Source organism: Niveispirillum sp., assembly GCF_017996735.1.
Lineage (GTDB): Bacteria > Pseudomonadota > Alphaproteobacteria > Azospirillales > Azospirillaceae > Niveispirillum.
Window position 1 is genome coordinate 1 of sequence record NZ_JAGOGJ010000183.1, and the last position, 10818, is coordinate 10818.

Annotated in this window: 14 protein-coding genes and 1 pseudogene; 8 read left to right on the plus strand and 7 right to left on the minus strand. The window is 64.2% G+C overall.

Features of this window, described 5'->3' with window-relative positions:
* Positions 1 to 380, minus strand: a pseudogene (locus tag KBA48_RS30225) (conjugal transfer protein TraG); the annotation flags it as partial.
* Positions 381 to 418: 38 nt separating this feature from the next.
* On the opposite strand from KBA48_RS30225, the gene KBA48_RS30230 reads away from it, so the two are divergent.
* Entirely contained in the window at positions 419 to 1240 is an 822-nt protein-coding gene (locus KBA48_RS30230; protein ID WP_292912403.1) for an NAD(P)-binding domain-containing protein, read from the plus strand.
* Positions 1241 to 1263: 23 nt separating this feature from the next.
* Positions 1264 to 2454 (plus strand): MFS transporter, encoded by a 1191-nt coding sequence (locus KBA48_RS30235; protein WP_292912416.1) that lies wholly within the window; start codon positions 1264 to 1266, stop codon positions 2452 to 2454.
* Here the strand turns inward: KBA48_RS30235 and KBA48_RS30240 are convergent.
* The 5 genes from KBA48_RS30240 to KBA48_RS30260 all read right to left on the minus strand — a co-directional run bounded on the left by KBA48_RS30240 (position 2417) and on the right by KBA48_RS30260 (position 5572).
* Positions 2417 to 2740, minus strand: coding sequence for a helix-turn-helix domain-containing protein (locus KBA48_RS30240; protein ID WP_292912404.1), 324 nt, complete (start codon positions 2738 to 2740; stop codon positions 2417 to 2419). The genes KBA48_RS30235 and KBA48_RS30240 overlap by 38 nt on opposite strands.
* A gap of 159 nt (positions 2741 to 2899) precedes the next feature.
* Positions 2900 to 3133, minus strand: a complete 234-nt coding sequence (locus KBA48_RS30245; RefSeq protein ID WP_292912405.1) for a thioredoxin family protein — start codon at positions 3131 to 3133, stop codon at positions 2900 to 2902.
* A gap of 28 nt (positions 3134 to 3161) precedes the next feature.
* On the minus strand, positions 3162 to 4169 hold the full coding sequence (locus KBA48_RS30250; protein ID WP_292912406.1) for a permease: 1008 nt from the start codon (positions 4167 to 4169) through the stop codon (positions 3162 to 3164).
* A gap of 16 nt (positions 4170 to 4185) precedes the next feature.
* Positions 4186 to 4341, minus strand: coding sequence for a hypothetical protein (locus KBA48_RS30255; protein ID WP_292912407.1), 156 nt, complete (start codon positions 4339 to 4341; stop codon positions 4186 to 4188).
* 190 nt (positions 4342 to 4531) lie between these two features.
* Positions 4532 to 5572, minus strand: coding sequence for a PstS family phosphate ABC transporter substrate-binding protein (locus tag KBA48_RS30260; protein WP_292912408.1), 1041 nt, complete (start codon positions 5570 to 5572; stop codon positions 4532 to 4534).
* A gap of 231 nt (positions 5573 to 5803) precedes the next feature.
* On the opposite strand from KBA48_RS30260, the gene KBA48_RS30265 reads away from it, so the two are divergent.
* The 6 genes from KBA48_RS30265 to KBA48_RS30290 are packed head-to-tail and all read left to right on the plus strand — an operon-like array spanning position 5804 to position 10049.
* On the plus strand, positions 5804 to 6145 hold the full coding sequence (locus KBA48_RS30265; RefSeq protein ID WP_292912409.1) for a helix-turn-helix transcriptional regulator: 342 nt from the start codon (positions 5804 to 5806) through the stop codon (positions 6143 to 6145).
* Positions 6146 to 6174: 29 nt separating this feature from the next.
* Positions 6175 to 6681: an arsenate reductase ArsC gene (locus KBA48_RS30270; protein WP_292912410.1), complete on the plus strand. Its 507-nt coding sequence runs from the start codon at positions 6175 to 6177 to the stop codon at positions 6679 to 6681.
* Positions 6678 to 7103: an arsenate reductase (glutaredoxin) gene (gene arsC, locus KBA48_RS30275; RefSeq protein WP_292912411.1), complete on the plus strand. Its 426-nt coding sequence runs from the start codon at positions 6678 to 6680 to the stop codon at positions 7101 to 7103. Before KBA48_RS30270 ends, arsC begins: the two co-directional genes overlap by 4 nt.
* Positions 7104 to 7143: 40 nt before the next feature.
* Entirely contained in the window at positions 7144 to 8211 is a 1068-nt protein-coding gene (arsB, locus tag KBA48_RS30280; RefSeq protein ID WP_292912412.1) for an ACR3 family arsenite efflux transporter, read from the plus strand.
* Between the two features lie 3 nt (positions 8212 to 8214).
* Complete coding sequence (arsH, locus tag KBA48_RS30285; protein WP_292912413.1) at positions 8215 to 8976, plus strand: arsenical resistance protein ArsH; 762 nt, start codon at positions 8215 to 8217, stop codon at positions 8974 to 8976.
* The gene (locus KBA48_RS30290; protein ID WP_292912414.1) at positions 8973 to 10049 is read left to right on the plus strand and encodes an ArsO family NAD(P)H-dependent flavin-containing monooxygenase; all 1077 of its coding nucleotides are present in this window, start codon (positions 8973 to 8975) and stop codon (positions 10047 to 10049) included. The genes arsH and KBA48_RS30290 overlap by 4 nt, the downstream gene beginning before the upstream one ends.
* Positions 10050 to 10102: 53 nt before the next feature.
* On the opposite strand, the gene KBA48_RS30295 is transcribed toward KBA48_RS30290, so the two are convergent.
* On the minus strand, positions 10103 to 10818 hold a 716-nt coding region (locus KBA48_RS30295; protein ID WP_292912415.1), incomplete at its 5' end, for a DUF3363 domain-containing protein.

The following is a 10818-nucleotide window of genomic DNA, read 5'->3' on the forward strand; positions in this document are numbered from 1 at the left end:
CCCTTGCCCGACCGGGTGGGCGCAAAGGCCATGACATGTTCTGGCCCATCGTGCCGCAGGTACCGGCCCCCCAACCGCCCCAGAAAGACCCCCGCCGGCCGAAACAGCCCCGCCCCCTCCACCTCCCGGCAGGTCGCCCAGCGCGAGGAGCCATAGGTGGTAACCATCCGCGTCTGCCGGGCGCGCCAAAGCGATCCGATGATGGCAGCGGCACAGCCCATGAAGCCGCTGGCCCCGGCCAACATGCCGGCCTTGTCGAAGACATGCGGCGCATAGGCCTCGTACCAGTACCACCACTCAAACAACTGCCAGGGGCGGTAAACGGGCCAACCGGCGATGATGGTCCAGGCAGGACCGAGCTGTGCCTGATAGCCCAACATGGACGCCGCCCATTCCCGATCTTCTGGGAAAGGAAAGGGTGCGCTATGCTGGCCAGCATGTGCTGGTCATCGGTGCCGGTCATTCGGCTGCCAACGCCTTGCTGGACCTGGCGCATCTGGCGGAGCAGGCACCCGGCACCCGCATCAGTTGGGCCGTGCGCAGCACGGATCTGCGCCGCACCTTCGGCGGCGGGGACGCCGATGCCCTGGCGGCCCGCGGAGCCCTGGGCAGCGCGCTGCGTCGGCTGACCGACAGCGGTCGTATGGAACTGTACACGGGCTTCAAGACGGCCTCGTTTCAGCAAGCTGCCGGCAGCCTGGCGATCACCGCCCGTGATGGCCGCATGATCACGGGTGTGGATCAGGTTATCGTCGCGACAGGCCAGCGGCCCGACCTGACCATGCTGCGCGAACTGCGCCTGGGTCTGGATCCCTGGCTGGAAAGCACGGCGGCTCTGGGCCCCCTGATCGACCCGAACCTGCATAGCTGCGGCACCGTCCGCCCCCATGGGGCCAGAGAGTTGTCCCATCCCGAACCGGGCTTCTTCACGGTCGGCATCAAAAGCTATGGCCGTGCCCCCACCTTCCTGATGGCCACCGGCTATGAGCAGGTGCGGTCGGTCGCAGCCTTGCTGGCCGGCGATTTCGCTGCCGCCGCCGAGGTACAGTTGCAGTTGCCCGAAACCGGCGTATGCGGCGTCAGCCTTGCTGGCAGCCCGGCGTCAACGGATTGTTGTGGTGGCCCCGCACCTGCCGGTGTCGATGCCTGCTGCGACCAGGATGCCACGGCCAAGGCCGCGGCCGCGCCCGGTTGCGGCTGCCCGCCGGCGGCTGCGGCCAAGACCTGCTGTGCGGCGTGATCGGGGGAGACTGGGCCTTGTCCGTGCATCGCAGCTTCATTGCCGGACTGGGCACGGCCCAGATCATCTCCTGGGGCAGCCTGATCTACGCCTTCCCCCTGCTGGCCACACCGATGGCGGCGGACTTCACTTGGTCGCGGGTGGAGATTTTCGGGTTGGCGTCGCTGGCGCTGGCCGTGGCGGGTTTGGCTGCCTATCCGGTTGGCCGTGCCATCGACCGCGGCCAGGGCCGCGCGGTCATGGCCGGCGGGTCCCTGCTGGCAGCGCTGACCTTGCTGATCTGGTCACAGGTGGGGGCGGGCTGGATGCTGCCGCCGCTGTTCATGCTGATCGGGCTGGCACAGGCCGTGACCCTGTATGAGCCGGGTTTCGCCGTCGTTTCCCGCCGCTTTGGCCCCCAGGCGCGGCTTGGGATCACCGCGCTGACCCTGTGGGGTGGCTTTGCCAGCACCGTCTTTGTCCCGCTGACCCAAGTCCTGCTGGACCGGCTGGGTTGGCGCGGCACGCTGGAGGTGCTGGCCGCCATCAACCTGTTCCTGGCCCTGCCCCTGCATCTGCGGGTGATCGATCGACCGACGCCGACGCTGTCGCACAGGGCTGTGGCGGCCGATGATGGCACCGTCCGCTGGGTGCTGCGCCAACCTGCATTCTGGGGCCTGATGGCGGCCTTCACCCTGTACTATGCCCTGTTCTCGGGCATCAGCTTTCACCTGTATCCGCTGCTGAGGGAACAGAATCTGTCTACAGCATCGGTCGTGCTGGTCATGACCCTGATCGGCCCGGCGCAGGTGGCGGGCCGGGTCATCGTTGCCGCCATCGCCGAACGTGCGCCGCTCCGGCATGTGGGGGTGGGCACCATCCTGGCCCTGCCGGTGGCGCTCGCCCTGTTGCTGCTGCCGGGTGGCGGGATGCCAGCTCTGGTGCTGTTCGCCGTCATCTATGGCGCTGCCAATGGCATCATGACCATCATCCGTGGGGCCGCCGTGCCAGAGATGCTGACGCCCCATGCCTATGGCGCCGTCAATGGCCTGATGAGCCTGCCTGGTTCGGTGTGCAAGGCACTGGCGCCGTTGCTGGTTGCACTGATCTGGGATCTGTCCGGGTCCTACCGGCCAGTGTTGTGGCTGGGGATTGGGGCCTGTGTCCCCATCCTGGCCGGCTTCCTGCTGGCAGCCCTCACGCCGCCGCCGGATCGCAGCATCCCGCCGCCATGACCGGCCGCGAACAGCATTGTTCGCGCAGGAAGGCCAGCAGCGCATCCATCTGCGGATAGATCGGTCGGCAGATCAGGGTGCGTCCGTCCCGCACCTGTTCCACCAGCCCGGCCTGCACCAGTTGCTTAATATGGTGGGACAGGGTGGACAGGACGATGCCCAGTTCATCTGCAATGGCACCGACATGCATACCTTCATCACCAGCCTGCACCAGCCGTTGATAGACGGCGAGGCGTGACGGATGCCCCAATTCGGCAAAACAGCGGGCGGCGGCTTGGATATCCATGAAGGCGCTCCAGATCCATACTCTGTCCGAATATGGGGCCAACCCTTCCAAGTTTCCAGGAATACAAAACCATGACCACCTTGGCGGGCGGGAGTTGCCCGCACCGGGGCGGGACAGACCTTCCCTGCCTCTGGCAAACATCTCCAGTACCTGTCCATCTCAGTCGTGCAGCCAACCCTCCACCTTGTCGCTGCTGGGAACCGAGCCGGCATGTACGACCTTGCCGTCGATGACGACAGCCGGCGTCGACATCACCCCATAGCCGACGATATCGCGGATATCCTCCACCTTCGTCAGGGTGATCGACGCTCCCTTGGCCGCGGCCACTTTCGTCAGTATATCGACGGTCGCCTTGCACTTGGCGCAACCGGACCCGAGAACCTTGATATCCATGTCAGTCTCCTTGATGGGCTGCCGGTCATCAGTCCAGCAGATGGGAAATGCCGTTGAACAGATAGCCGATCACCAGGATGCCGGTGACGACGATGCCGAAGAACAAGGCCAGCAACGGCCCCTTGACCACGCGCTTCAGCATGATCAGCGACGGCAGCGACAGGGCCGTCACCGCCATCATGAAGGAAAGCACCGTGCCCAGCCCCACGCCCTTGGCCACCAGCGCCTCGGCGATGGGCAGGGTACCGAAGATATCGGCATACATCGGCACCCCGACGATCGTGGCCAGGATGGGGGACCACCATTTATCCTGCCCGATCAAGGCGGTGATCAGGTCCGCCGGAATCCAGTTATGGATGCCCGCACCGATGCCGACGCCGATCAGGATATAGGGCCAGACGCGCCCGGCAATGTCGCGCACTTGCCCCCAGGCGAAGGCGATGCGTTCCTGCCGGGTCAGGTCCGTCTCGCCCTGATCCAACACGGGCACCGCGCGGACGAAATCCTCCACCTGATCCTCCATCCCCGCATGGCCGATCAGGGTGCCGCCCAGGACCGCCAGCACCAGCCCGACCAGGACATAGGCGATGGCGATGGACCAGTTGAAGATGCTGGCCAGCAGGATCACCGAGGCCAGATCGACCAAGGGCGACGAAATCAGAAAGGAGAAGGTGACACCCAGGGGCAGACCCGCCCCGGTGAAGCCGATGAAAAGCGGGATCGACGAGCAGGAACAGAACGGCGTCACCGTCCCCAGCAAGGCCCCGATCAGATTGGCCCCGACGCCCCTGTACCGGCCCAGGATGCGCCGCGACCGTTCGGGCGGGAAATAGGACTGGATGTAGGAGATGCTGAAGGTCAGCACGCAGAGCAGGATGAAAATCTTGATCGTGTCATAGATGAAGAAATGGACGCTGCCACCCAACCGGCTGGCCGGATCGAAGCCCGGCACGGACGACAGCAGCCAGGAGACCAGATCCGACAGCCACTGCATCTTCAGCAGTTGGTCGTTGAGCCAGGAGAACAGGGACGACATGGGTCTGGTCTCCGGGTTACGCCGCTGCGGCGCAGGTTGTAGGTGCGTCCCGTTCCAGCGCCGCCGCCAGCAGGCGGAATGTCGCGGGAGGAAGATCGGGGCTCAGCCGATAGCGCATCCACTGCGCATCACGCCGGTCCACCACCAGGCCAGCCTGCTTCAGGCGCAGCATGTGACGCGAAACCCGGCTTTGGGCTGAACGATTGCCAGAATCTGGTCTCTTGATAGGACATAGCACGTTCCGACGCCTTGACATAACGCAAGCCGCCGCCGAAAAGCGCCGGTGGGCGGAAAACAAAAAGCCCTCCAGGTGCTGTTCAGGCACCCGAAGGGCTTTCATTCTCAGAAATGCAAAATCCGGATCAGGAAGCCGGCTTGGCCATCGGCGTCAGCTTCAGTGCTGCGGCTTCGGAGGCCTTGCGCTTGGCGTCCGGCAGCGGCACCAGGCCCTTGTCGGCGAGATAACCCTCGTCACCCATGGCGCGCTCGGAGGCATATTCCGCCAGGAATTCCTTCAGGCCGGGGACGACGCCGACATGCTGGTTCTTGAAATACATGAACAGCGGGCGGGCCACCGGATAGGTCTGGCCCGCGATGGTGTCATAGGTCGGCTCCACGCCATTGACCGGCACGCCGCGCAGCTTGTCGACATTCTCTTCCAGGAAGCTGTAGCCGAAGATGCCGAAGGCCTTCGGGTTGGTTTCCAGGCGCTGAACGATGACATTGTCGTTCTCACCCGCCTCGATGAACAGACCGTCCTCGCGCATGGTCTTGCAGACCGTGTCATGGCGGGCCTTGTCCAGGTTCTTGATCGTCGGGAACTCCTTGCAGCCCGTCTCCATGACCAGTTCGACCCAGGCATCGCGCGTGCCCGAGGTCGGCGGCGGACCCATGATCTCGATCTCAATGGCCGGCAGCGACTTGTCGATATCCGACCACTTCTTGTAGGGGTTCGTGACGATCTGGCCGTTGACCTCGACCTCCTTGGCCAGGGCGTTGAACAGCTGCGCCTTGGTCAGGTTGATCGGCGTGCCCTTCTTCGACTGCGAGATGGTCAGGCCGTCATAGCCGATGATCAGCTCGGTGACCTGGGAAACGCCGTTCTTCTGGCAGCTGTCGAATTCCGACGCCTTCATGGCGCGCGAAGCACCCGTGGCGTCGGGGAAGTCGGTGCCCACGCCGGAGCAGAACAGCTTCATACCGCCACCGGTACCCGTAGATTCCAGGATCGGCGCGCCGAACTTGCTGGTCTGGCTGAAGCGCTCGACAACGGTGGATGTGAAGGGAAACACTGTGGAAGAGCCGACGATGCGGATCTGGTCACGGGCAGAGGCCGCACCAGCAACACCCAGGACGCAGGCCATGCCGATCATGGTGGAAAGGAGAATCTGTTTCGTTTTCATTTCACGCTCCGATCTGCCGTTGAGTAGAAAATTTGTCTTTTCAAGTGGATGCCTACGGAAGTAGTGGGGTGGCTCGACCCAGCTCTCACCACCCCACAAGGACGGAGGCACTTGATGTTTCACTTTCGTGACACATGAGCGGCTTTTCTTTTACATATACTCTGCGTGCCGCCCACGTCGTGGCTTGTGACATCACTTGACAACCAGAGTCAATTCTATATTTATCGAATCATGGAATCAAAACACGCCACAGAGGCCTTCGCGGCCCTTGCCCAGGAAACTAGGCTGTCCATCTTCCGTCTGCTGGTGCAACGGGGACCCAACGGCCTGCATGCCAGTGAGATCGCCGCCCAGGTCGGCGTTCCCCCCTCCACGCTCTCGCACCATCTGGGCATTCTGGAGCGGGCAGGCCTGCTGCGGTCCTGGCGGGTGCAGCGGCAGATCTTCTATGCCACCGACTATGAGGGCACACGCAAGCTGGTGGCCTTCCTGATGGAGGATTGCTGCCAGGGCAGGCCGGAGATTTGCGGCGGCATCCAGGTGCCGGGCTGCACCGGCGATTGCCCGGATTGACCCAACCGAAACTCCCCGAAGGAGACATCATGTCCGAGCGCGTTTTCAATGTCCTGTTCCTCTGCACCCATAATTCAGCCCGCAGCGTCATGGCGGAGTGCATCCTGAACAAGGAGGGCAAAGGCCGGTTCCAGGCCTTCAGCGCCGGCAGCCAGCCATCGGGACGTATCAACCCCTTCGTGAAGGACCTGCTGGAGCATCTCGGCCATGACACGGCGGGCCTGCGCTCCAAGACCTGGGATGAGTTCGCCATCCCGGACGCGCCGCAGATGGATTTCATCTTCACCGTCTGCGACAACGCCGCCGGCGAGGTTTGCCCGGTGTGGCCCGGCCACCCGATGACCGCCCATTGGGGCTTCCCCGACCCGTCGTCGGCCACAGGCTCCGATGCGGAAAAGGCGGCCTTCACGGCCGATGTCTTCCGCCAGATCCAGCGCCGGCTGCAGCTGTTCATGAGCCTGCCGCTTGCGTCCCTGGACAAATTGGCCCTGAAACGCAAACTGGCGGAAATGGGCCAGCAGGGAGCCATGGCGTGACCGGCATCACCATCTATCACAATCCCGACTGCGGGACCTCACGCAACACGCTTTCCATGATCCGTAACAGCGGCGTGGAACCGACGGTGATCGAGTATCTGAAGACCCCGCCCGCGCGCGAAACCCTGGTGGACCTGATCGCACGCATGGGAATACCGGTGCGTGAAGTGCTGCGCGAGAAGGGCACGCCCTATGCCGAACTGGGGCTGAGCAACCCGGCCCTGACGGACGAGGCGCTGCTGGACGCCATGATGGCGCATCCGATCCTGATCAACCGGCCCATTGTTGTCACCCCGCTGGGCGTGCGCCTGTGCCGACCGTCGGAACTGGTCCTGGACCTGCTGCCGGATGCACAGAAAGCCGCCTTTGCCAAGGAAGACGGCGAAGCCGTCGTGGACGCGGCGGGTCACCGTCTGCGGTGATCGGCCGCGTTTTCCAAACCCGTTTCCAAGGTCTGCCATCGTGAGCCACGCTGCACCCGCCCGCCGTCTCTCCTTCCTCGACCGTTACCTGACCCTGTGGATTTTCGCGGCCATGGCCCTGGGCGTGGCGCTTGGCAGCCTTTTCGAGGGATTGCCAGCGGCGCTGGACCGGCTGTCGGTGGGGACCACCAACATCCCCATCGCCATCGGCCTGATCCTGATGATGTATCCGCCGCTGGCCAAGGTCCGGTATGAGGAATTGCATCAGGTCTTCGCCGACAAGCGTATCCTGGCCCTGTCGCTGGTGCAGAACTGGATCATCGGGCCGGTGCTGATGTTCGCCCTGGCGGTGATCTTCCTGGCCGACCAGCCGGATTACATGACCGGCCTGATCCTGATCGGGTTGGCGCGCTGCATCGCCATGGTGCTGGTCTGGAACCAGCTGGCCTGCGGGTCGAACCAGTATGTGGCCGGGCTGGTGGCCTTCAACTCCATCTTCCAGATCCTGTTCTTCAGCGTCTATGCCTGGTTCTTCCTGGGCTTTCTGCCGCCGCTGCTGGGGCTGGAGGGCAGCGTCATCGACGTCTCATTCTGGACCATCGCGGAAGCGGTGCTGATCTATCTGGGCGTGCCCTTCCTGGCCGGCTTCCTGACCCGCAAGGTCCTGATCCGCGCCAAGGGCGAGAGCTGGTACGAGAACCGGTTCCTGCCGCGCATCTCCCCCATCACGCTGGCAGCATTGCTGTTCACCATCGTCGCCATGTTCAGCCTGAAGGGCGGGGATGTCGTCCGTGTGCCCATGGATGCGCTGGCCATCGCCGTGCCGCTGACGCTCTATTTCTTCATCATGTTCCTGGTCAGCTTTGCCATGGGCCGTCTGATCGACGCCGACTATCCCCGCGCCACGTCGGTCGCCTTCACGGCGGCGGGCAATAATTTCGAACTGGCCATCGCGGTGGCCATCGCCGCCTTTGGCTTGGCCTCGCCGGTGGCGTTTGCCGCCGTCATCGGCCCGCTGGTGGAGGTGCCCGTCCTGATCCTGATGGTGCAACTGGCCCTGTGGCTGGGCCGGCGCTGGTATCCGGCAACCGCACCGGCGAAAGGGTGAGCCATGTCGCGCCTTCGTGTCCTGTCCGACCCGGCTCATCTCCCGGCCTTTGATCCCGCTTACGCCCATCAGCGGCCAGCTCCGGGCCTGGGGCCGCTGGAGCACAGGCCGCGCATCCTTTTATTGTACGGTTCGCTGCGTGATCGCTCTTTCTCCCGTCTGGCGGTGGAAGAGGCCGCGCGCCTGTTGGAGTATTTCGGCGCGGAGACACGGATCTTTGATCCCTCCGACCTCCCTTTGCCCGACCAGGTGAAGGGTGACGACCATCCGGCCGTGCGCGAACTGCGCGAGCACTCCATCTGGTCAGAGGGGCAGGTCTGGTGCAGCCCCGAACGCCATGGCCAGATCACCGGCATCATGAAGACGCAGATCGACCATCTTCCCCTGGCCATGGGGGGCATCCGCCCCACCCAGGGGCGCACCCTGGCCGTCATGCAGGTGTCGGGCGGCTCGCAGAGCTTCAACGCCGTCAACACGCTGCGCATCCTGGGCCGCTGGATGCGGATGGTGACCATCCCCAACCAGTCCAGCGTCGCCAAGGCTTTCCAGGAATTCGACGAAACCGGGCGTATGAAACCGTCGGCCTATTATGACCGTATCGTTGATGTCATGGAGGAACTGGTCCGTTTCACCGTGCTGCTGCGCCCCCATGCCGACATGTTGGTAGACCGCTATTCGGAACGGCGGGAAGCCAGCAAGCCCGTCGATCCTGCGACCGATCTTACAACTCTGGCCATCGGCGGTGGATCGGGCCAAGCATCATGACGGGGCAAGAGGTCGATGTCGTGATCATCGGCGGTGGGCAGGCGGGACTGGCCACTGCCTATCACCTCCGCCGGGCCGGCATCGACTTTGTCATCCTGGATGGTGAGACGGGACCGGGTGGGGCATGGCGGCATGCCTGGGACAGTCTGCGCCTGTTCTCCCCCGCCGCCTACAGTTCGCTGCCGGGCTGGCCGATGCCGCCGGGTGGCGATGATTACCCGTCCCGAGACGCCGTCATTGACTATCTGACCCGGTATGAACAGCGCTATGCCTTCCCCGTTCACCGGCCCGTCCATGTCCAGACTATCGCAGAAGACGGCGACCGACTGCCGATCATGACCGACAAAGGGGCGTGGCGGGCAAGGGCCATTGTCATGGCCACGGGCACTTGGCGTCATCCATATATCCCAACCTATCCGGGGCAAGAGCTGTTCGAGGGACAGCAGATCCACTCTGCCTACTATAGCGGGCCCGACAGGTTTGCCGGGCAACGGCTGCTGGTGGTCGGAGGCGGCAATTCCGGAGCACAGTTGCAGGCTGAATTGTCGCTGGTAGCCCATCCAACCTGGGTGACGGAGCGCCCCCCGGTCTTCCTGCCCGATAATGTCGACGGCAGGGTTCTTTTCCAGCGGGCGACCGCCCGTATCAAGGCGTTTCAGGAAGGGCGCGCGCCGGATGCACCGCCCGGTGGGCTGGGCGACATCGTCATGGTTGCCCCGGTCAAGGCGGCACGGGATCGCGGCAATCTGGGCAGTGTGCGGCCCTTCGCCCGTTTCACCCGAACAGGCGTCCTGTGGACCGACGGCACGCAGACTGATATCGACACCGTGATCTGGTGCACGGGCTTCCGCCCCGCCCTGGACCCGGTTGCTGGATTGGACCTGATCGAGGCCGATGGAACTGTGGCGCTGGACGGCACCCGCTGCCACCGCAACCCCAAACTGTGGTTCGTCGGCTACGGCACCTGGACCGGCCCCGGTTCCGCGACACTGATCGGCGTGGGCCGCAGCGCCCGCAATACCGCTGCGGAGATTGCCGCGGCACTGACATCCGGCACTCCCGTCAAGAGCTGAAACCACCCGGCGATTGGACCGTTCCTCTTTGTGATACGCCAGAAGGCATCGGATCAACCGACCTCCAGCCCGCCACGCTGCCGCCCGAAGTTCCAGGTCACACCATCGCCAGCGACCGTCCCAGAAACCTGCTGTCCGATATGCCGGTCCAACACAGGCCGCCAGGGTACCAGGGTGAAGTCACGGCTGCGTTCAATCAGGGCCAGCTTCTCGCCGGCAAGGGTCACCGTCCGGCGGTAGGTGCCCTCGACGGGTTGGCCACGGGGGACGCTGGCATAGGGCAGGCCCAGCTCGTCTGACAGTTGACCGGCCACTCGCAGCAACTCCCGCCGTCGTAGGGTCGCCAGCAGGTCGGAACGGTAGAAGGTTCGGCCTTGTTCCTCGCGGGCCAGATCCTCAACCATCAGCCATTGCCGACGGCGCGCCTGGGCGTCGCGGACCTCACGACCGAAACCAGCATCGCGCAGGGGCGCTGGGTTTGGGGAGACCAGTTCCCGGTCCAGCCAGGTGGCGCCGTTGGTAGTGATCTGCTGTTCCAGCAGCATTGTGGAGAGAACCCGGACAGTGACCGGGTTGAACCGGGCCTGGGTGCGTTCATAATCAGCAACGCGGTCCAGGTGGCCGGGTTGGATGATCCAGGTGCCGTCCGGTTCGCGGGCGACGGTGCGTGTCAGTCTGCGCATTGCCTCCAGCCGCCGGACATGGGTGTCGGCAAAGGCTTCGCTGGCCGTGGGATCATGGCGCAGGTGGATGTCGATGCTGTAGCAGC

What these genes read in the sequence shown, in the direction of transcription:
- KBA48_RS30240 (WP_292912404.1), bottom strand. Translation starts at nt 2,740, where the DNA reads ATGGATATCCAAGCCGCCGCCCGCTGTTTTGCCGAATTGGGGCATCCG.
- KBA48_RS30245 (WP_292912405.1), bottom strand. Translation starts at nt 3,133, where the DNA reads ATGGATATCAAGGTTCTCGGGTCCGGTTGCGCCAAGTGCAAGGCGACC.
- KBA48_RS30250 (WP_292912406.1), bottom strand. Translation starts at nt 4,169, where the DNA reads ATGTCGTCCCTGTTCTCCTGGCTCAACGACCAACTGCTGAAGATGCAG.
- KBA48_RS30255 (WP_292912407.1), bottom strand. Translation starts at nt 4,341, where the DNA reads ATGCTGCGCCTGAAGCAGGCTGGCCTGGTGGTGGACCGGCGTGATGCG.
- KBA48_RS30260 (WP_292912408.1), bottom strand. Translation starts at nt 5,572, where the DNA reads ATGAAAACGAAACAGATTCTCCTTTCCACCATGATCGGCATGGCCTGC.
- KBA48_RS30265 (WP_292912409.1), top strand. Translation starts at nt 5,804, where the DNA reads ATGGAATCAAAACACGCCACAGAGGCCTTCGCGGCCCTTGCCCAGGAA.
- KBA48_RS30270 (WP_292912410.1), top strand. Translation starts at nt 6,175, where the DNA reads ATGTCCGAGCGCGTTTTCAATGTCCTGTTCCTCTGCACCCATAATTCA.
- arsH (WP_292912413.1), top strand. Translation starts at nt 8,215, where the DNA reads ATGTCGCGCCTTCGTGTCCTGTCCGACCCGGCTCATCTCCCGGCCTTT.
- KBA48_RS30290 (WP_292912414.1), top strand. Translation starts at nt 8,973, where the DNA reads ATGACGGGGCAAGAGGTCGATGTCGTGATCATCGGCGGTGGGCAGGCG.